A 21,161-nucleotide genomic window follows, 5' to 3' on the forward strand; every position below is an offset into this window, starting at 1 on the left:
TAAGGAATAAAATGAATAAATTCAAAATATTTGATAGTAAACAGTTAGTTAAATTTGCAGATTCTGGAATTACCACACCATGTTACATCTATGATAAAAATATTTTAGATGAGACTTTTGACACTGCCAAAAAAGCTGTTGATAAACATTTTGCAAATGCAGTCATACATTATGCTATTAAAGCGAACCATAGTACTGAAATTATAAGCTATGCTAAAAAGTACGGTATGGGTATAGATTGTGTAAGTGGTGGTGAAGTTCAAAGAGCTTTAAACGAAGGAGTACTACCAAGTCATATAGTTTTTGCTGGAGTTGGTAAAGCAGACTGGGAGATCGAACTAGCTTTAGATGCAGACATCTTTGCATTTAACTGTGAGTCTATAGAAGAAATTCAAATAATAAATAAATTTGCAGAAGCTAAGAAGAAAAAAGCAAATATATGCATAAGAGTAAACCCTGATATAGATGCTCAAACGCACCATTATATTAGTACGGGACAGTTTGATGATAAGTTCGGTATATCTTTTGATATGGTTGAAGAGTTTATATCTAAAGAGGCTTCTACACTCAAAAACATAAACATTATTGGATTACATTATCATGTAGGTTCACAAATTTTAAACTTAAATGTGTTTAATGATTTAGCAGCTACTGTAAATAATCATCTTGAGAGCTTGTTTGATAGAGGCGTAGAAGTTAAACATATAAATTTTGGCGGAGGGCTTGGGATTAATTATGCTAATCCAAAAGAAAACCCTATAGTAGATTTCGATGAGTTTTTTAGAAATATTGCCACAGACTTTAAGTTTAAAGATACGATGGCTGTTCATTTTGAGCTTGGTAGATCTTTAGTGGCTCAGTCTGGAATACTTTTGAGTAAGGTTTTATTTACTAAAACCACAGGAAATACCGATTTTGTGATTCTAGATGCTGGAATGACTGAGCTTCTGCGACCAGCTCTTTATCAAGCACAACACAAGATAGTAGCTTTGACTAACTTTGAAAATGAACAAGAAAAACAACCATACCATATAGTTGGACCTATTTGTGAGTCAAGTGATGTTTTTGCAAAGCACTATCCACTACCTAGATCAAAAAGAGGTGATTTAGTGGCTATATATTCAGCAGGTGCTTATGGAAAGGTTTTGGCGAGTGAGTATAATCTTCGTCCAACCGTTAAAGAATACTTTATTTAAAGGGTTTAAAATTTATGCAATATTCTAAGAAAAAAATTTCAGTATTATCTCTCACAGCTCTTAATATATCAGCGATTGTAAGTTTAAGTTCTATTGCTTTTATGGCGACTATAGGCTTACAGAGCGTATTTTTTTACATAATCGCAGCAATTACATTTTTAATACCTACGGCACTTATATGTGCTGAATTAAGTAGTATGCTTACTGAAAATAATGGTGGTGTATTTAGTTGGGTTAAAGCAGGCCTTGGTGAAAAAGCAGGCGTGCTAGCAATGTGGCTTGAGTGGTTTAATAATGTAGTAGGCTTTCCAAGTACGGTTACAGCACTTATAGCAACTTTTGCATATATAGGGTTTCGAGGATTTGTAGAAAATACTCAAACTAGTTTTGCTTTTTGGCTTGTAATGGTTGCAACATTTGTAGCGGTTAGTTTGTTTAATTGTTGGCCAATGCGTAGAGTGATTATTCTTAATATAATTGGCGTGGTTTTTGGAATGATAGTTCCAGGGATTATACTTATTGCTGGGGCTATATATTTTGTATCCACAGGGCAAAATCATTTACAATTTAATGGGGCTAGTGATTTCTTGCCAGCACTATCTTTAGGCACTTATGCCTTGCTTGTGAAGACATTATCATCGTATTCAGGTATTCAGTCTGTAGCATTTCACATGACAAATATTGAAAACCCTCAGAAGAATATTCCTAAATCGATACTTTTAGCAACAGTTACAATTGTTTCTTTGACTATATTGGCAACAGTCTCACTTATGATTGTGATTCCTGTAAAAGATGTGAATGTGCTTAATGGGCTTATTCAAGGAATTTCAGAAGTGCTGAGCATCGTTGGTCTAGCAGATATGAAGCCAATAGTAACAATCATGGTAACAATAGGAATGCTAGCAGCCTTGAGCACTTGGGTGCTTGGTCCTGCTCGTGGGATGCAAACAGCAGCAGAACAAGAGTTTTTCCCTAAGGTTATGGCAGGTAAAAATAAATATGGAATGCCTGTAAATATGCTAGCTATTCAAGTGGCGATAGTTATATTTTTGTCTTTAGCATTCTTAGTTATGCCATCTATATATGCAGCATTTGCTTTACTTGTGGCAATAACAGCTCAATTTACCGTTGTAATGTGGATTATGGTGTTTGCTGCAGCTATCCGCTTAAGATTTAAAAAAGCTAATGAACATAGAGTTTTTTATGTTGGTAAGAGAGGTACTAACTGGTTGTTGGTAAGTATGTCTTGTGTTGCTATATTTATGTGTATACTTGGCTTTATATTAGGGCTTTTCCCACCATCATTTTCTCATGTGAAAAATGTCTTCCAATATACGATGATTTTAGTAGTTGCAGACATAATAATTGTAGCTATTCCATTAGTATGGATTTGGTTACATAGGAAGAGGATTCTGTAGGGAGTGTTTAGTTTATCTAACTAATTCTTCAAAAGCTTGTTTATATATGGTCTAGCGAACCACATTAATATAGATACTATTGCAACTGTTAGCCCAATACTACCAAATACATTTCCATAGGTTTGTATGCTTTCAGATGGAGTGATATTAGCACTTACTGCTGTTAATTTACCTACCCAACCAGATATCGGACCAGCTAACATAGCACTTAAAAACCAAAATCCACAAACAAACCCAGACATTCTTTTAGGGCATAAGCTTAGCATCATAGCTAAACCTAAAGCAGATATGAGTAACTCTCCTATAGATATAAAGAAATAAGAGCTAATAACCCACCAACTAGATACGATTCCTGATGTTGTGGTAAACTGGGGAATATATAGAATTAGAAAAGCAATAGCACAAAAAGTCATTCCAGCACAAAATTTTGTTGCATGAGTCGATGAATAGTTTGTATAAATTTTAGATAATATTGGAGAGAATATTAAAACAGCCATAGGGTTGAAAATATAGTATTGGGCTGGTGATATGTTGTATCCAAAAAAAGCATGATTAACATTGTTTTTAACAAAAAGAATCATTGTAGAAGGCATTTGGTTATACATTACAAAAAATACTATAGCCTGTGCAAATAGTAATAAGGCTACAAGCATCTTGATGCGAGATTTGTTACTTTCTTTTGTCATAGAAAGGATGTAGTACAAAGTAGCTATGATAAGTGTTGTGACTACTAAAATGTTACTTATCAGAGTATGTAATAGTAATAAAGCTACTATATATACACTAAATACAGCTAATAAGACAACCGTGATTAAAGAATTGATACTTAGTGGTTTTCCACCGGCTGTCGTATGTATAGAACTAAGTTTTTTATAAAACCCAATATAGCCAATCAAACCGATAATAAGACCAATTGAACACGAGATGAATGCTATTGACCAACTGTAGTGTTGAGATAATAAAGGGATTGAAACAGTTGCTATAAAGCAACCCACACTAATAGACATATAGTATAGAGTTATTGCGCAATCAAGCATTTCAGGGTTATCTTCATAAAGCTTAGATATCAAAGAAGATGGATTCGCTTTAAAAAGAGCGTTTCCTACAATAATTCCGGCTAATGAATAATATATAGTATTAGTATCAACTATGCTTAGGCTAGCATATGAAATAATCAAAAACAAAGCACCAATTATAATGGTTCGTTTGGCTCCTAATATGCTATCACCAATCCAACCACCCAACCAAATGAATGCAAATAAGAAGGCATTGAATGTACCAAATAGTACATAAGATTCAGCTTCTGAGAGATTCAGTTTTCCAATCAAAAACAACATTAGTATTGATTGAATACCATAGAAACCATATCTTTCCCATAGTTCTAAAGACCAAATTATCCAAAAAGGCAAGGGAAGCATTTTAGTTTTAGTATTCATAAGAGGTTCTTAAAAAAACGGTATTGAAAGAAATATTAGCATTTAGTTGCAGTGTTATCGAATTAAAGTTTAATTTCTCGAATTAAACCTATCTCACCATCTTTTGAAATTTTTATATAATTACCGGTTTTATACCAGTCACCAAGGACATAGCGAATATAATTTTTTTCATGATGGATATTCATTCTATGTGTATGACCATGAATTATTACATCACAATCTTTACGATATTTAGCAATACCCTCAGCAGTTACATCTACAGTAGGATCTTTACGATTTTTTGCATAACTATGATTCCTAACATTTTGAGCAGTTTTTTCTCTCAAAAACAATGGGAGTCTTCTAAATATAAATCTAAGAGGGTAGTTATAAGCAATCCATTTGCGATATATTTGGTAGCTTTTATCATCTGTGCAAAATAAATCACCATGTGAAAATAGTATTTTCTTACCTGCAATTGTTGCATAGTATGGATCTTTTAGTATTTTCACACCACTTTGCTTAGCAAATTTTTTACCAATTAGAAAATCACGATTGCCATGGATGAACAGTATTTCTAGTCCATCGTCGCAAGCTTTCTTTAACCAGCTTGTTATTTCATGATAAAACTCATCTTTATGATTATCGCCAATCCAGTAATCAAAAAAGTCACCCATGATAAAAAGTATATTTTCTGAACTTGTTATGCTTTTTAAAAATTGTTTAAAAACTTCAGCCATTTCTGCATGACCTTCGTTTAAATGAAGGTCTGCAACAATGTAAATGTCTTTATTATGATCCATATTTTTCACGATAGTTTTTGAATTTTAATATAGTATCATCACTGAGATTCTCTTTTACATACTCATAGATAGCTGAAAAATTTGTTACAGCTAATACTGGTATATTAAAATCTTGCGAGATCTTTTTAGTCGCTGAAATATCACTATCTTTAGATTTTTCTTCACGATCTATAGAAAGCACAACTCCAGCAATTTCAGCATGTATTGTTTTAAGCTTTTCTTTTGATTCATAAAAAGCTGTGCCAGCCGTCATCACATCATCAATAAGTAAAACTTTTTTATTGCTCATATCAGCACCGACAAAAACACCACCTTCACCATGTTTTTTTGCTTCTTTACGATCAAATGCATAAGGCATGTCGACATTATATTTGGTAGCTAAGATAGTAGATATAGCTGCTACCAAGGGTATGCCTTTGTAGGCAGGACCAAAGAGTACATCATATTTGATGTCACTTTGTGATATTTTTTGTGCATAAAATTCAGCAAGTGTAGCAAGCTGTTTACCCGTATTAAATAGTCCTGCATTGAAGAAATATGGGCTGATTCTACCTGATTTTAGCGTGAATTCACCAAACTTTAGCACTTGGCTTTTTAGTGCGAAATCTATAAACATAGTTTTAATTAGTAAATTTGTAATAGCTTAATTATAACCGACCTTACGTACTAAACATAGGCTTCATAGATATAAGTTGCTATAATGTAGTCAAATTAGATTTTAGAATACTTTTATGTCAAAACACATTCATATACTAGGTATTTGTGGAACCTTCATGGGCTCACTAGCTATACTTGCTAGACAAAAAGGTTATAAGGTCACAGGCTCAGATTTAGGTGTGTATCCACCGATGAGTACTTATTTGCAGTCACAAGGTATAGAGATTATCCAAGGTTTTGATGTATCTCAACTTGATGCAAAGCCTAATGAAATAATTATCGGTAATGTGATGAAACGTGGAATGCCAATAATCGAGTATGTTTTAGATAATGAACTTAATTATTTTAGTGGACCAGAGTGGCTTTATCAAAATATTTTAAAACATAAAAAAGTCATTGCTCTTGCAGGAACTCATGGTAAAACAACTACTACGACTATGACTATAAAGCTACTTGAAGAGGCTGGGTTAAACCCTAGCTTTCTAGTGGGTGGTATTAGTGCTGATTTTGGTGTTTCATCTCGTTATACAGAATCTGATTTTTTTGTAATAGAAGCAGATGAGTACGATACAGCTTTTTTTGATAAACGCTCAAAGCTTATACATTATGCTCCTGATATTTTGGTCATAAATAATCTTGAGTTCGATCATGCGGATATTTTTAAAGATATCGAAGCAATATATTGGCAATTTCATCAACTACTTAGAAAAATGCCTGCTAAAGCAACTGTTATTTATAATGGTAAAGATGCAAATGTACAGAAAATTATCGATATGGGTTGCTGGTCAAAACTTATGAAAGTGCAAGATACAGAGGGTTTTCATATTGGTAACCATGAGGCTGATTATTCTAAATTTGATATATACTCAGGTAGTAGCGAGTTTGTATCTATAAAATGGGATGTTATCGGTGAGCATAATGCACTTAATGCATTAAGTGCATATACTGTAGCTAAGCAGATAGGTATAAGAAATAGTGTGATTGAAAAAGCATTTGCAGAGTTTAAAGGGATAAAAAGGCGCTTAGAGGTGCTTTATAAATCAGACAGCATAACACTATACGATGACTTTGCACATCATCCAACATCTATTGAACTAACACTTGATGCAGTACGTAATAAAACTGCAGAAGCATTCGTGGTGGCAATTATTGATCCTCGTTCAAATACGATGCGACAGGGCAATAATAAAGAAAATCTACCTAAAGCAATACTAAAAGCAGATAGCGTACTTTTATATGACCATGAGTTATTAAAGTGGGATGCAAAAAAGTTGTTAGGTAATAATAGCTCTGTTAAATATATGAAAACGGTCGATAGTTTTGTTGAAAATATAAAGGGTATAGTGGTAAATAAAAAACAAAAAATAGAGATAGTTATGATGGGTAATGGCTCATTTGATGGGCTTAGAGAAAAGCTAGTAGCATTATTGGAGAATAAATGAGTAGTTTAGTTTATGGAATCCACTCAGTGGATAGTTTGGTAAATACTGACCAAGCAAAAGAGATTTTTATATTAAAAAAGCAAAATGATAACCCTAAGGTTGAAAAAATTTTGGAAAAAGCAAAGTCTAATAGTTTAAGAGTTAGTTTCGTTGAAAATGTTAAGGAGTTACCTTTTAGAATAAAAAAAGGCGTTACGCATCAAGGCATTTTTGCATTAGAGAAAGTGGATTTTCAAAGTTATTCAGAAAATGATATTGAAGGTTTGTTACCTACAAACAAAGAAGCTTTTATACTTGTTCTTGATAATGTGCAAGACCCACATAATTTTGGTGCTTGTATTCGTTCAGCACATTCAGCAGGGGTTGATTTTATAGTTGTCTCAAAAGATAATAGTGCGCCAGTAAATGCTACAGTAAAAAAAGTTGCGTGTGGTGCAGCTGAGCATACTAAGATAGTAGTTGCAACAAACCTTGCTCGAGCTATCGAAAAGTTAAAAAAGGCAGGTGTATGGATAGTTGGGTTAGCTGGAGAAGCAGATGAGAATTTATATGCTATGAATTTGAAGGATTCTATAGCTATAGTTGCTGGAGCAGAAGGCTCGGGAATGCGAGCAAGAACTAAATCAAGCTGTGATTTTTTAGCTAAGTTGCCAATGCTTGGAGAGGTTTCCAGTTTGAATGTATCGGTAGCTACAGGCATTGCATTATATGAAGGTGTAAGGCAGAGAGGGTTGGATTAAACTTTAGGGTGATTCGTCCCTTATTTAGTAAGTTGATTATCTTATTTAGATCGCATAAAAAGTAAGAGAAATGCTAGCACTTGGTTCTTGTGCAGCTGTACAAAAATAATGCTTTCAAAACTCACTTAATCATTATCTTACAAGTACTTACTACGATGTGCGTTGCTATTAAAATTAAAGTAGGGAGATCAAATGCAATTAGCATTTTTAAATAGTAAAAAATATGCTGCAATAAATGCATTAAAGGCAGCTCTAGCTGCATCTATAGCTTATCTGTTAGGTATGTTTTTAGAAAGTCACTTTCAGATGGCTCAATCATATCTTTGGATAGTAATTACAGTGTTAGTTGTAATGTCTACTCAGCCTAATTTAGGAGGGGCTTTAGATAAAGCTTTAATGAGGTTTTTAGGAACTGTAATTGGAGCAATCATTGCTATTATTATTTTATTGTTGGTTCCTCGGTGGTTGCATTATTGTTTTGCTATACCTTTCATTATCTTCGCAGTGTATATGGCTGGATCATCGTCAAAGTTTGGTTACGCAGGTACTTTGTCAGGGATTACATTAATCATAATTTTATTAAACCAGAATCCTGGTGTGCAAGTAGCAATGTATAGAGCTGCTGAAATATCTTTAGGGATAGGTATATCTCTATTGGTAAATAGACTTGTATTTCCGATACGAGCAGAAACTAGACTTAAAGAGAGTTATGCTAAAACTATTTTGCAAGTTAGAGATTTCTTTGAAATCTTATTTATCGAAAGAAATGATGATCACCGCAAGTTGAGGGAAAGTTTATTTGGCGAATTTGCAAAGCATCTAAATCTTATTAAAGAACTAAAGTATGAAAAATCTGATAAGAGTGTAAAAGAATTTGAGAAAATGAGCTTATATTCCCGTAGACTTTATAGGTATATGATTATTTCTTATGAATATTTAGAGTCTAGATTTAGTGATAAAACTCTTGAAAATCTTAATGATGAGGTTTTTAAAATGTTCAAGCAACATATTGTTGAATCACTGGAAAACATTGCTAAAGATATTAAAAGTCGAAAAAGGATAAGTTATCATGAAGTTGTTAAGTATGATAAACATATTTTGCCTTTATTAGAGGATGAACAGCATGATGAAATATTTTTATTTTGCATAAAAATGTTTTTGGATGCATTAGAAAAATTTTCTAAAGAATACAACTATATCTTACAAATATCAAAGCATTGAAAACCTTGCTAAATAAGAGTTTTTAATATAGTATTTGAGCTTGAAAAATATTTATTTTTCTTGTTTAGAAGTTAGAGGGAATCATGAAATTATATCCAAAAAATCTTGTAATAATGATACTTATTACAACTATTATTATAGATGTTATGGCTGCAGGATTAGTTTTTCCGATTATGCCATCTCTATTTTTTGATAATATCTGTGTAACATTTGGCGATCCAGGCGGTAATTTTCAGAACTGGTATTACTCTATAGCTTTATCTTGTTGGCCACTAGGCTTACTGATAGGCTGCCCAATTATTGGAGAATTATCTGATAAATATGGTCGTAAATCAATATTGATAATAGCGTTAATAAGTACGTTTCTTTCGTATTTACTATCTATTTATGCGATTTATTCACATAATTTTATAATGTTTGTTGCTAGTAGATTTATCAGTGGTTTAGCTGGTGGTGCATTTGAGATTGCTCAAGCAGCTATAATAGATATGTCAGATGAGAAAAATAAATCTAAAAATATTGGGTTTGTAACTATGGCAGCGTCTCTAGGGTTTGTTATTGGTCCGGTGATTACAAGTTTAGTTGCATCTGTAAATGTTCATCATACTTTACCATTTGCATTTGCTGCAGTGATGGCTTTTATCAATGTAATTTTTGTTGCAATAGTGATGAAAAAAGATTTACCAAAAAATCCTGGTTTAATTATTCAGATTGGTAGTATTTATAAAACTATATCTTTTTTAGTGTCTGATAAGCGAGTTAGAGTGATAGGTGTAGTTTATTTGTTACTGCAGTGCGGCTGGGGCTTTTATGGCCAAGGTGTAGCATTGTTTTTAGACCATGTTTATGGCTATAGTGTCGCGGATATAGGTGCTTTTTATGCGTTAATGGGACTGTCAACGGCAGTAGCTTGCTTGGTTTTACAACCTAAACTTTTTACGAAATTTAGTAATTCTAATGTTTTTGTTCCGGCTGCTATTGTTTTAGGTGTGGGAAGTATTCTTGTTGGAATTATAGGTCCTCAAGAAGGTCAGTGGATTTTAGCTGCGATTTTATCAGTATCTCAGCTTTTGTGTTATACAGCTTTATTAACAATGATTTCATCAGCTGTTTCAAGTAGAGAGCAAGGAAAAGCTATGGGAGCTGCTGGTGCTGGATTTGGGTTAGCATGGTTTTTAAATGATTTAATGATGGGTCATTTATCTTCAACATCGCCATCAGCACCAATTACATTTGGTGGAGGAATGTTTTTTGTTGCAGTAATATTGTTTGTATTTGCTGTTAAAATCATGAAGGAAAAGGTAGAATAATAAGCTAGCTTAAATACACTATAAAAATTAATGCAATTAATCTCTCTAAAAAATATTTCTCTAAACTTTGGCACACAAATTATTCTTGATAATGCAAACTTAGAAATAAGTAAAGGCCAGAAAATATGTCTTATTGGTCGTAATGGTACAGGTAAATCTACACTTCTTAAAATTATTGAAAATAAAATGCAAGCTGAAGCCGGCGAGGTTATAGTGCATAACAATGCCGTAGTATCTAGCATGGTGCAAGATGTACCGGCGGGACTTGATGGAACTATTCGAGATGTTGTATTGTCTGGATTAGGCGAAATAGGTGAAAAATTAAAAAGATATAACAAACTCTTAGAAACAAACCCTATGTCGGAAGAGCTTGAAGGGTTACAGAAAGATATTGATCATAACCATGCATGGGGATTTTTAAATGAGGTTGATATACTTGGGTCAAAGCTTAAACTCGATTTAGATGGTAGTTTCAAAGAGCTTTCAGGTGGTATGAAAAGGCGTGTAATACTGGCAAGAGCATTGGTTAATAATCCTGATCTGTTGCTTCTTGATGAACCTACTAACCACTTAGATATTGACTCAATAAAATGGTTGGAAGAGTTTTTAAGAGATTTTAAAGGAGCAATACTTTTTATAACGCATGATAGAGAATTTTTGAATAATGTTGCTAAGAGTATAGTTGAATTAGATAGAGGCAAACTTTATAAGTTTGATGGTAACTATAAGACATTCTTAGAAAAAAAAGAACAAATATTAAATGCTGAAGAAAAAGCTAATAGTGAGTTTGACAAGAAACTTGCTCAAGAAGAAGTATGGATTCGTCAAGGAGTGAAAGCTCGTCGTACTCGTAATGAAGGTAGAGTAAGAGCATTAGAACAAATGCGTAAAGATCGTAAGCAACGTAGGGTTAAAGTTGGTGGTGCTGATATAGTCGCAGCGACAGAAAAATCATCTAAAAAACTTATCCAAGCTAAAAATATCTCTTGTGAATTTGAAAATAAAAAGCTCTTTAAAGACTTTAGTGTTGAGATACATAAGGGTGACAAGATAGCAATTATTGGGAAAAATGGTTGTGGTAAAAGTAGCTTACTTAATTGCTTGTTAGGTACAGCTAAACCTAATGCTGGTGAAATTGAACATGCTGATAATATCAAGGTGGCTTATTTTGATCAGTTAAGAGATCAGCTAGATATGTCTTTGAGTATTATTGATAATGTTAAGGAAGGTTCTGACTTTATAAATATTGCAGGCAAAGAAGTTCATGTAATTACATATTTACAAAAATTCCTTTTCACACCAGATAGGCTTCATGCTCCAATTACGCATTTGTCAGGCGGAGAGAAAAACCGTTTATTATTAGCTAAGATTCTTTCTAAGCCAAGTAATATTATAGTTTTAGATGAGCCGACAAATGATCTTGATATTGAAACATTAGAAATACTAGAAGAAATGCTTATAAACTATCAAGGGACATTGCTTTTAGTGAGTCATGATAGAGAATTTATAAACAATGTCGCTACAAGCACTATAGTTTTTGAAAATAGTGAGTTAAGTGAATATGTTGGCGGCTATGATGATTGGATCTTTCAGAAAGCTCAGTCAAACTCAAATCAAAATCTAACCAGTAATTCATCATCAAAAATAGAGGTTAAGCAAGCTAGTAAGCTAACGCACGAGCAAAGAAAAGTTTTAAGAAATTTACCAGTTCAAATTGAAAAACTAGAAAAGAGTGTTTCGAATATAGAGGCAGAAATGGCAGATGTAACTTTTTATCAAAAATCACCAACAGAAATTAGTAAGGTTGAAAATAAACTTGGTGAATTAAACCAAGATTTAGAGCAGAAATATATTCTATGGGAAGAGCTTTTAGAGCTTGAGTAGTAAATTTATATTTTTTTTAACTCATTTACATTATGCTATTATTATAAAGTTAGGTATTTAAAAATAACAAGATTATGAAAACATATAAAAGAGAAAGACACGATATTATAGAAGAAAGAAAGGTTCTGTCTATAACAGCTTTGGCAGAGTTTGCTGAAAGATATGGGTATTATGTAGTTCAATCATTACTTATATTTTTTCTAATAGAAAAATTTAATATATCTCAAGAGTTATCGGCATCTCTAGTTGGTACAGCATTAGCTATGATCTATATATCTGCAATTGTTGGAGGATATATAGCGGAACGCCTATTGGGGTACTATCGAGCAGGGCTTTTAGGTTCTGCTTTAATGTTAGTAGGTTACTTTTTACTAGCTTCAGCATCAAGTCAAAACAGCCTGTGTTTAGGGCTAGGTCTGATATGTATCAGTAGTGGACTTATCAAGTCAAATATGGCGGCTTTTATAGGCAGGTTCTATGACCGTTCTTCTTTTGATGACTCAAGAAGAGATTTTGGTTTTAATGTTTTTTATATGGGTATAAATCTTGGTGGTTTTCTTGGGTTAATCCTTGCAACATCACTAAAAGATCACTTCGGTTACGATATAGCATTCTATAGTAGTTTAGTGGTCAATTTATTAATGTTTATAATGTTATGTAGTGGTTATAAACTTATAGATAAGCATTTGCTAGATATTAGATTTAGCCTATTAGTTATTCTCAGAGTTTGCTTGATTTTAGTAGTTTATATATCTTTATTATTTTATGTGTTTAAGTACCCTGAAGTAGCAAATTATTCAGTTTTAGCTTCAGCAATTGTGTCAATTTTTATATTGCTTATTTCTATCAAGAAAAGTAGTGTCCGTAAAGTTATAGCTGCATCGGTATTCTTTTTGTTATCTATAGTATATTGGGCTTTATATTTTCAGATGTTTATTTGCTTGCTTTTATTTGTAGAGTATTCGGTTAAGCAATATCTTTTGAATTCTGGTCAAATATTGAGTGTGGTGTCATTAACTATCTTAGCTTTTGCAGTGATTATGGGCAGACTTTGGATATATCTTGCTAAAAAAGATAGAATGACTAATGATATTGACAAGTTTAACCTTGCTTTTGTAGTGATGGCTTTAGCGTTTATTGTTATAGAAGTGTTTATTTATGCGACTCCTGGAAGTATTAAAGTCTCACCTTTTGCATTTATAATAGGCTATTTCATTATAGGTATATCTGAGCTTTGTATTTCAGCGATAGGGCTTTCTTTAGTTACTAAGATAGCTCCAAAAGGTTTTGTAGCTCTATATATGGGAATATGGCTAATTACACTAGGTATAGGTGGTAAACTTGGGGGCGTTTTATCTTCTTATTTTTATATCCCAGAAACGGATGTGGTATTAGCTAAAACAAATATGGCAGATGCATTAGATGCATTCGTACTAATCGCAGTATTAGCTTCTTTAGCAATATTGTTGCTTAGAAAGTTTGTCAATAAATACACGCACTAAATTCTTTTAAGAAATATATCTAATCAAACTGTTTATAAACAGGTCTATATCTTTTATAATGTAGCTCAACTTTATATAAATACTATTTATCTAATAAGTATGAAAGAAATATCTAACATAAAAGTAAAAGTCCAAAGTGGCGGTAAATATACTACAGAGCAGGGTTTTCATGCCGTAAAAGATGGTATAAGAGATAAAAAAGAAAATTCTGTACATATTCGTAAACCCGACTGGTTAAAAGTTAAAAAGCAAAATTCAGCAGAATATTTAAAGGTTAAGTCTATAACTAAAGAGCATAAACTAGCAACTGTTTGTGAAGAGGCAAAATGTCCAAACATTAATGAGTGTTGGTCTCATGGTACGGCAACTATTATGCTTATGGGTGCAGTTTGTACTAGAGCTTGTAAATTTTGCTCAGTAGATACAGGTAATCCAAAAGGTTGGCTTGATAAAGATGAGCCAGTAAATACAGCTAAAAGTGTCAAACTTATGAATCTTGAATATGTTGTTTTGACATCTGTTGATAGAGATGATCTTGAAGATGGTGGGGCAGAGCATTATGCAAAAACTATATCAGCTATAAAAGATGTGGACAGTAGTATAAAAGTAGAGGCTTTAACACCTGACTTTGCTGGTGAAATATCAAATATAGATAAAATTCTTGCAACACCTGTTGATGTTGTAGCTCAAAATATTGAGACAGTTGAAAGACTTACCCATCCTGTTCGTGATCCTAGAGCAGGTTACTGGCAAACTTTAAACTTTTTGAAATATGCTAAAGAGAAATCTCCTAATGTAATAACCAAAACAAGTATTATGGTTGGTTTAGGTGAAACAGATGAAGAAGTTTATCAAGCTATGGATGATATAAGGAATGTTGGCGTGGATGTTTTAACTTTAGGACAATATATGCAACCAACAAAACATCACTTGAGTGTAGAGAGATTTGTTACTCCTGCAAAGTTTGAAGAGTATCGTAAAATAGGCTTAGAAAAGGGCTTTTTAGAAGTAGCCTCAGGACCAATGGTTCGATCAAGCTATAGAGCTGATAGAATCTTTAAAAAAGATAATTTAGGTTTGTGAAATATAAAGACTATAGGTGTGAAAATGGCAAAAGTGGCGGTTGTGCTTTCTGGGTCTGGATACTTAGATGGTACTGAAATACAAGAAGCTGTATTAACTATTCTTGAGTTAGAAAAACAAGGTGTAGAATGGCAAGGCGTTGCATTAAATGAAGATCAAAGTCATGTAATTAATCATCTGCAGCAATCTATTGATTCAAAAGCGTCAGCGAGAAACATTCTAGAGGAGTCAGCTCGCATTACACGTGGTAATGTGATTGATCTTGATGATGCTGATAGTGATGATTATGATGCTGTGATTTTTCCCGGTGGATTTGGTGCAGCAAAAAACATTATGAACTTTGCCTTTGTTGGTGATGAATCTTATACCATGAATCAAGAAGTACAAAAATTTGCACGAGCTTTTTATCTTGCAGACAAGCCTGCTGGATATATTTGCATAGCACCATTAATGATACCTTTAATTTATCCTGAAGGTACTAGAGCTACAGTTGGTACGGATGAGAACACATCAGCTATATTGGCAAAAAAAGGTGCAGAAGTGGAAATTATGGATGCAACGAATATATGTGTTGATGATGGTGTAAAACTTGTATCAACACCTGCATATATGTGTGCAAAAAATATATTGGAAGCATCTGAGGGGATTGCTAAATTAGTTGAAAAAGTTATTGGCTATATTTAATGCAAAAATTTAAATTTCAAAATGGAGCTTATGGTTAAACCATAGGAAGACTGTAATACTCAAATAGTAGTATTATAGCTATAAAAAAATAAGGAAGAGAATAATGGCAGGTCATAGTAAATGGGCAAACATTAAGCATAAGAAGGCCAAAGAAGATGCTAAAAGAGGTAAGGTTTTTACTAAGCTTATTCGTGAGATAACAGTTGCTGCAAGATTAGGTGGTGGCGATAAAGATGCTAATCCTCGTTTAAGAGCTGCAGTAGCTACAGCTTTTGCAAATAATATGAGTAAAGACACCGTAGAAAGAGCAGTAGCAAAAGGTGCTGGTGGTGATGATGGTGCTAATGTAGAAGAAGTACGTTATGAAGGTTATGGCCCTGCTGGTGTAGCTATTATGGTTGACTGTATGACTGATAATCGTAACCGTACTGTAGCAGAAGTTCGCCATGCTTTTTCAAAAAGCGGTGGTAATCTTGGTACTGATGGTTCTGTTGGTTATATGTTTGAGAAAAAGGGGATTATATCTTATGATGATAGTGTTGACGAAGACACTATTATGGAAGTTGCATTAGAGTCTGGTGCAGAAGACGTAGTAACTCATGAAGATGGCAGTATTGATGTAATTACTGCGCCACAGGATTTCTCTGATGTGCAAGAATCTTTAGTTGAGAAAGGATTTGCTGCAATAAGTGCTGAAGTGACATTTGATGCTGATGTAAAAGCTGAATTAGATGTAGATACTGCTGAAAAGGTTATGAATCTTATTGATAAACTAGAAGATCTTGATGATGTGCAAAGTGTGTATTCAAATGCTAACTTCACTCAAGAGTTAATGGAACAGTTAGGTTAGTCATGTTCTTTAATAAGCTTGCTTATTCTATATTATGATAATCCTAGGCATAGATCCAGGCTCTCGTGTTACAGGTTTTGGAGTTATCAAAATCCAAGATAATAAAATCTATTATGTAGCAAGTGGTTGTATTAGGATCACAGAAGAAGCTACAGCAAATCGCCTAAAGCAAATTGCAGATGGAATCACAGAAGTAATAAATACTTACGCTCCTACTGAATCTGCTATTGAGCAGATATTTATGTTTCAAAACCCTGGTGGAGCTTTAAAACTTGGACAAGCTCGTGGTGTAGCAATGTGTACACTTGCGATAAATAATTTAGAAGTAAGCGAATACTCTGCCAAACAAGTAAAGCAGGCCGTAGTTGGTAATGGTGGAGCAGCTAAGTCGCAAATCCAACACATGGTTCAATCACTACTTGGTCTGAGTAAGAAGCCACCAGAAGACGCTGCAGATGCTTTAGCTATAGCAATATGTCATTACCATAGTAGTAAATCATTAGCTCGTATGACTGGTGCTAAAAAGATCGTGCATGGTAGATTGAAATAATACATCTAAAACTAGTGCTTTTTTCAAAAAATTATTATTTATTGTAAGTTGCTATCTCAAAAACTGTTTTAAGAGTAAATAAAATTCAAAAAAGTGTTTGACCGTAACCTTGGGTAATACTTTATAATTCTATTATCAGTTATTTGAAACTCTAGATTTATGCAGTGGTATACAAAACAAATTAGTAGTCTAACAGGAGTCTCTATTAAGGCTTTATATCATTATGATAAAATTGGCTTATTAGTACCAATAAGAACCTCAAATGGTTATAGAATATATTCAGAGAAAGATTTAATAAAACTTCAAAATATTATTGCATTAAAAGCTTTTGGTTTTAACTTAAAGCAAGTAAAAGAGATTTTAAGCAATAACCTTGATATAAGTAAAAGTTTGAATCTTCAATTAAAGCTTCTTCAAAAGCAACAAATACACCTACAATCAATGGTAGAGGTACTAGAAATTGCAATAACTAAAAGTAAAAATGAAAAGTTTGATTTTAATGAGATATCTAAGCTAATTAAGGAGCATAATATGCAGGAAATTTATCAAGATCAAAGTATTAAAGAAATATTGGATGGTCTTGAAATACAGCAATATGAACAACTTCAAAAAGACTCACAGTCAAAGAAAAAAATATCTGCAAAAATGTTTGCAGTGAGATGGAAGAATATTTGCGATGAAATTAGCTTAAATATTAAAACAGACCCAAATAGTGAGTATGGTATAAGTATAGGAGAGAAAATACATGCCATTGTTTATAATCTATATGGAAGGAAATACGCTAGATTAAAACATGCTATTTGGTATAAAGGTTTTATAAGTGGTAAAGAGAGTAATGCAATTTCTAAAGAAACTATTGTTTGGATTGAGCAAGCGATGCAAGCATATTTTTCAAATAGATGTAAAAATATATTTATGAATTTAGGTGAAAAAGAAGATACTCTTATTGCAGAGCAGTTTGGACAGTTATTAGATGAGATGTATGGTTGTGAAAGTGATTTGAAATTAGTGTTTTTTGAAGACTTGTATAAACACCCTAAAGTTCCAGAAAAAACTAAAAGGTGGGTTAGAAAAAATTATAAAACATTTATATAAATCGTTGTTTATTAAAAGGATTAACTTGATTGTTGGTTAATAAGCTTTATTCTATCTTTTATACATGTTTACAAATAAATAGATAACTTATGATAAGTTTTATAAAAGGTAACTTACTAGAAAAAGACCCAGCAGCACTACTTATAGATGTGGGTGGTTTAGGCTATGAAGTCTCTGTGCCAATGACTACTTTTTACTCATTAGGTGATGCTAATACAGAGGTCTCTTTATATACGCATTTTGTGGTAAGAGAAGATGCTCAACAGCTTTATGGTTTTAAAACAAAAGTTGATAAAAAAGTATTTCGGGAGTTAATCAAAGTAAGTGGTGTAGGCGCTAGAACTGCTATAGCGATACTTTCGGGTATGGAGTGTAAAACTTTACTACATTGTATCGAAAATAAAGATTATGGTTTATTAGCAACTGTTCCTGGAATTGGTAAAAAAACTGCAGAAAGGTTAGTTGTGGAAATTTACGATAAACTCTTAAAGCTTGCAAATGAAATTCATGGACAAGAAGACTCTATGAATAGTGGAGCAGGTGTTTCATCATCAGATACTACAAATCTAGCGCCTCAAGGAAACTCAGTGTTTAATGAATCGGTAGATGCTCTTATGGCACTTGGATATAAGCAAAAAGATGCTGAAAAAATGATTAGAACTACTATTGGTGATTCTAAAAATGCTTCACAAGCTATTAAGAAAGCTCTTCAAAGTACTATCAAATCTAAATAGCATCTACTACCCATCCTCCTTTCTCTTAAAGTTTATAATCTCACGGCGTTGCTTTTTAGTGGGTTTATCAGCGCTTAAAAAACTAGCAGATTTTCTTAATTCAGTTTCCTTTTCTCGTTGAACTATACTTTCAGCAGTTTCTGAGTATAGTTTCTGAGCTTTGGTTGCTTGTTTCCTAATATCATCAAGGGCTAGTACAACTATTGTTTTTTTAATATATGATTGTTGGATTTGATACTCGTCCCCGACACTTACAGTTTTACTGACTTTAGTTTTATGGCCTTGAAAATGCACCTTACCTCCTTCAATGGCTTTTTTTGCTAAAGCACGAGTCTTATAAAATCTTGCTGCCCAGAGCCATTTATCTAGTCTGATACTCATTAAATTGTATTTTTATCTATTGATGTACTTATTATAACTAATTACGAGAAGCATTTTAACTAGTTATAATATTTGGTATTCTAGTAAGATATTTATTCTTTAACAAAAAATTATGACACAACTTTCAACTATAAAGCTTCGTAAGATGACTACTTCATTAGATGCCCAAAATAATGCTATTTATCAAATAGATGATATTAAATTTAATGATTTTATTGGCAAGAGTATCAAAATAGAATTTCTCGGTGAGATTAACTGTGTGTCTTGTGGAGCAAAGACCAAAAAGAGTTATTCGCAAGGGCATTGTTTTATGTGTATGCGCAGATTACCAGAGTGTGATATTTGTATAGTTAAACCAGAGCTTTGTCATTATGCCGAAGGGACTTGTCGAGATTCTAGTTGGGGTGAGGAAAATTGTCTAAAAACACACATTGTTTACTTGTCTAATACTGGAAATATGAAGGTAGGAATTACAAAAATAAAGAATGTACCATCAAGATGGATAGATCAAGGTGCAGCTTACGCACTACCAATATTTGCAGTAGAAAATAGACTGTTATCAGGTCTTGTAGAAGTTGCTATAAAAGAGAATATAGCTGATAAAACAAACTGGCGTAAGATGCTACAGGGAGAACCTGAAAATTTAGATCTACTAGCTATGAGAGATGAGTTATTAGAAAAGTCAAAAGAAAAAATAGCTGAGATAAAAGCTAAATATGGTGAAAATAGTGTCGAGCCTGTTGACTCAAAAGTTCAACATATAAATTTCCCAGTAGAGCAATATCCATTAAAAATAAAATCATTTAACTTTGATAAAGACCCTATTATTGAAGCTAAATTAATGGGTATAAAAGGACAATATCTGATATTTGATACAGGTGTAATAAATATTCGTAAATTTAGTGGTTATAAATGCAGTATAGAGAGTTAGTTATGACTAAGCATGTTGCAATAATTGGAGCTGGAGCTAGTGGCATTATTTGTGCTAAAAAGTTTTTAGATGCAGGTTTTAATGTTACTATTTTCGAAAAAAGTGATAACACAGCTGGAGTTTGGAATTTCAGTGACTCTGGAGTGGTATATGACAGTTTAAGAACTAACTTGCCTAAAGAGATTATGGCTTTTGAAGATCAGTTAGTTCCATATGGTGGTGAGGAGTCTTTTCCTGGTTATGCTGAGGTGAGAGATTATTTAGCCAATAACTCTAATGCTTGGGGTGTTGATAAGATTATAAAATTTGAGTGTGAAGTTATAGATACTGTCCCAATTGAAAAAGATAATCACCTCACTAAATGGAAACTTTTCTATAAAGATGGTGTCAGTGAGAAATCAGAAGAGTTTGATTATATAGCTACATGTAATGGCCACTATGAAACCCCAAATTTTCCGGATGATGTATTTATTGAAGCAGATACTAAAGAGCATGTGAGTCATAGCAAAAGCTATAGAGCTCCAACAAGCTTTGGGGCTAGAATTTTATGTGTTGGTTATTCTTCTTCGGGTAATGATATTGCTAGAGATTTGTTAGAGTCAGGTCGAGAAGTTTTTGTATCTCAGAAAATTATTGATGAAACTTCAGAAAAACAGAACTTAGCTAATGTAGAAGGTATAAGATTTGTATCTCAAATTAAGTCAATAAAAAAAGTTGGGGATGAATGTATTGCAGAAACACAGTTTGGCTCAACCATAAAATTTGATAATGTAATTTTTTGTACTGGATATAAATATAGCTTTCCATTTTTGAATGATGAAATTATTTCTACAAAAAATAATATGGTTAAACCACTATATAGTGAGTTAATTCATGAGAAATATTATTCGTTAGCTTTTGTAGGTCTTCCTTGGAAAACTTTACCGTTTGTATTAGCAGAATCACAGGCGATATTTCTATCTAAAGCTTGGGTTGATGACAGTATTATTAAATTAGTAAATCATCTTGAAATAAGCCAAGACCATTATACTAGGATTAAGAGAGAAAGCTTGTCTGGTAAGTATTATCATTGCTTAGGAGATAAACAATGGAGCTATGATAAAAAATTATTATCATTAGTTGGAGAGCTATCACAATATCGAATCAATAGGGTGGATGCTATCGAGGAGGTTTTTACTGTAGTCGCAATAGCAAAAGCTAAAGATTTACAGAGTTATCGAGATAAAAACTATAGTTTCGATAAGTTAAAAAAGTTTTCTCGTTAA

The 21,161-nt window shown here is 32.9% G+C and carries 20 protein-coding genes; 16 read left to right on the forward strand and 4 right to left on the reverse strand.

The features are described 5' to 3' along the window. The first annotated feature begins 11 nt into the window (after positions 1–11). Positions 12–1,196 carry a diaminopimelate decarboxylase gene (gene lysA, locus FLM55_RS09095; protein ID WP_178948968.1) on the forward strand — a complete coding sequence of 395 codons (1,185 nt, stop codon included), beginning with the start codon at positions 12–14 and terminating at the stop codon, positions 1,194–1,196. Positions 1,197–1,210: 14 nt separating this feature from the next. After that, the gene (locus FLM55_RS09100) at positions 1,211–2,614 is read left to right on the forward strand and encodes an APC family permease (RefSeq protein ID WP_178948969.1); all 1,404 of its coding nucleotides are present in this window, start codon (positions 1,211–1,213) and stop codon (positions 2,612–2,614) included. A gap of 20 nt (positions 2,615–2,634) precedes the next feature. On the opposite strand, the gene FLM55_RS09105 is transcribed toward FLM55_RS09100, so the two are convergent. The 3 genes from FLM55_RS09105 to pyrE all read right to left on the reverse strand — a co-directional run bounded on the left by FLM55_RS09105 (position 2,635) and on the right by pyrE (position 5,448). Continuing rightward, the gene (locus tag FLM55_RS09105) at positions 2,635–4,050 is read right to left on the reverse strand and encodes an oligopeptide:H+ symporter (protein ID WP_178948970.1); all 1,416 of its coding nucleotides are present in this window, start codon (positions 4,048–4,050) and stop codon (positions 2,635–2,637) included. A 62-nt stretch (positions 4,051–4,112) separates the two neighbouring features. Continuing rightward, the gene (locus tag FLM55_RS09110; protein WP_178948971.1) at positions 4,113–4,832 is read right to left on the reverse strand and encodes a UDP-2,3-diacylglucosamine diphosphatase; all 720 of its coding nucleotides are present in this window, start codon (positions 4,830–4,832) and stop codon (positions 4,113–4,115) included. Continuing rightward, positions 4,822–5,448: an orotate phosphoribosyltransferase gene (pyrE, locus tag FLM55_RS09115; protein ID WP_178948972.1), complete on the reverse strand. Its 627-nt coding sequence runs from the start codon at positions 5,446–5,448 to the stop codon at positions 4,822–4,824. The genes FLM55_RS09110 and pyrE overlap by 11 nt, the downstream gene beginning before the upstream one ends. A 115-nt stretch (positions 5,449–5,563) precedes the next feature. Here pyrE and mpl point away from each other — a divergent pair, with 115 nt between their 5' ends. The 12 genes from mpl (at position 5,564) to ruvA (ending at position 18,584) form a co-directional block, all read left to right on the forward strand. Continuing rightward, positions 5,564–6,931, forward strand: a complete 1,368-nt coding sequence (gene mpl / locus FLM55_RS09120) for a UDP-N-acetylmuramate:L-alanyl-gamma-D-glutamyl-meso-diaminopimelate ligase (protein WP_178948973.1) — start codon at positions 5,564–5,566, stop codon at positions 6,929–6,931. Beyond that, a complete protein-coding gene (gene rlmB / locus FLM55_RS09125) occupies positions 6,928–7,671 on the forward strand; it encodes a 23S rRNA (guanosine(2251)-2'-O)-methyltransferase RlmB (RefSeq protein ID WP_178948974.1) in 744 nt (247 codons plus the stop codon). The genes mpl and rlmB overlap by 4 nt, the downstream gene beginning before the upstream one ends. Before the next feature lie 192 nt (positions 7,672–7,863). Next, a complete protein-coding gene (locus FLM55_RS09130; RefSeq protein ID WP_178948975.1) occupies positions 7,864–8,892 on the forward strand; it encodes an FUSC family protein in 1,029 nt (342 codons plus the stop codon). An 83-nt stretch (positions 8,893–8,975) separates the two neighbouring features. Further along, positions 8,976–10,202 carry an MFS transporter gene (locus tag FLM55_RS09135; RefSeq protein ID WP_178948976.1) on the forward strand — a complete coding sequence of 409 codons (1,227 nt, stop codon included), beginning with the start codon at positions 8,976–8,978 and terminating at the stop codon, positions 10,200–10,202. A gap of 30 nt (positions 10,203–10,232) precedes the next feature. Next, a complete protein-coding gene (locus FLM55_RS09140) occupies positions 10,233–12,086 on the forward strand; it encodes an ATP-binding cassette domain-containing protein (RefSeq protein ID WP_178948977.1) in 1,854 nt (617 codons plus the stop codon). 74 nt (positions 12,087–12,160) lie between these two features. Beyond that, positions 12,161–13,588 (forward strand): peptide MFS transporter, encoded by a 1,428-nt coding sequence (locus FLM55_RS09145; RefSeq protein ID WP_178948978.1) that lies wholly within the window; start codon positions 12,161–12,163, stop codon positions 13,586–13,588. Between the two features lie 99 nt (positions 13,589–13,687). Further along, positions 13,688–14,671 carry a lipoyl synthase gene (lipA, locus tag FLM55_RS09150; RefSeq protein WP_178948979.1) on the forward strand — a complete coding sequence of 328 codons (984 nt, stop codon included), beginning with the start codon at positions 13,688–13,690 and terminating at the stop codon, positions 14,669–14,671. A gap of 24 nt (positions 14,672–14,695) precedes the next feature. After that, positions 14,696–15,355, forward strand: a complete 660-nt coding sequence (elbB, locus tag FLM55_RS09155) for an isoprenoid biosynthesis glyoxalase ElbB (RefSeq protein WP_178948980.1) — start codon at positions 14,696–14,698, stop codon at positions 15,353–15,355. 103 nt (positions 15,356–15,458) lie between these two features. Continuing rightward, on the forward strand, positions 15,459–16,205 hold the full coding sequence (locus FLM55_RS09160) for a YebC/PmpR family DNA-binding transcriptional regulator (protein ID WP_178948981.1): 747 nt from the start codon (positions 15,459–15,461) through the stop codon (positions 16,203–16,205). A 34-nt stretch (positions 16,206–16,239) separates the two neighbouring features. Then, positions 16,240–16,755, forward strand: a complete 516-nt coding sequence (ruvC, locus tag FLM55_RS09165) for a crossover junction endodeoxyribonuclease RuvC (protein ID WP_178948982.1) — start codon at positions 16,240–16,242, stop codon at positions 16,753–16,755. A 159-nt stretch (positions 16,756–16,914) separates the two neighbouring features. Then, positions 16,915–17,850: a MerR family transcriptional regulator gene (locus tag FLM55_RS09170; RefSeq protein ID WP_178948983.1), complete on the forward strand. Its 936-nt coding sequence runs from the start codon at positions 16,915–16,917 to the stop codon at positions 17,848–17,850. Between the two features lie 89 nt (positions 17,851–17,939). After that, a complete protein-coding gene (gene ruvA, locus FLM55_RS09175; RefSeq protein WP_178948984.1) occupies positions 17,940–18,584 on the forward strand; it encodes a Holliday junction branch migration protein RuvA in 645 nt (214 codons plus the stop codon). A 6-nt stretch (positions 18,585–18,590) separates the two neighbouring features. Here the strand turns inward: ruvA and FLM55_RS09180 are convergent, their stop codons facing one another. Next, positions 18,591–18,965 carry an RNA-binding S4 domain-containing protein gene (locus tag FLM55_RS09180; protein ID WP_178948985.1) on the reverse strand — a complete coding sequence of 125 codons (375 nt, stop codon included), beginning with the start codon at positions 18,963–18,965 and terminating at the stop codon, positions 18,591–18,593. 112 nt (positions 18,966–19,077) lie between these two features. Here FLM55_RS09180 and FLM55_RS09185 point away from each other — a divergent pair, with 112 nt between their 5' ends. Together FLM55_RS09185 and FLM55_RS09190 are read left to right on the forward strand one after the other, a co-directional pair. Next, positions 19,078–19,896 carry a DUF2797 domain-containing protein gene (locus FLM55_RS09185; protein ID WP_178948986.1) on the forward strand — a complete coding sequence of 273 codons (819 nt, stop codon included), beginning with the start codon at positions 19,078–19,080 and terminating at the stop codon, positions 19,894–19,896. Continuing rightward, on the forward strand, positions 19,878–21,161 hold the full coding sequence (locus FLM55_RS09190) for an NAD(P)-binding domain-containing protein (RefSeq protein WP_178948987.1): 1,284 nt from the start codon (positions 19,878–19,880) through the stop codon (positions 21,159–21,161). The genes FLM55_RS09185 and FLM55_RS09190 overlap by 19 nt, the downstream gene beginning before the upstream one ends.

The sequence above is a fragment of the Francisella sp. Scap27 genome (genome assembly GCF_013394105.1).
Lineage (GTDB): Bacteria > Pseudomonadota > Gammaproteobacteria > Francisellales > Francisellaceae > Francisella > Francisella adeliensis.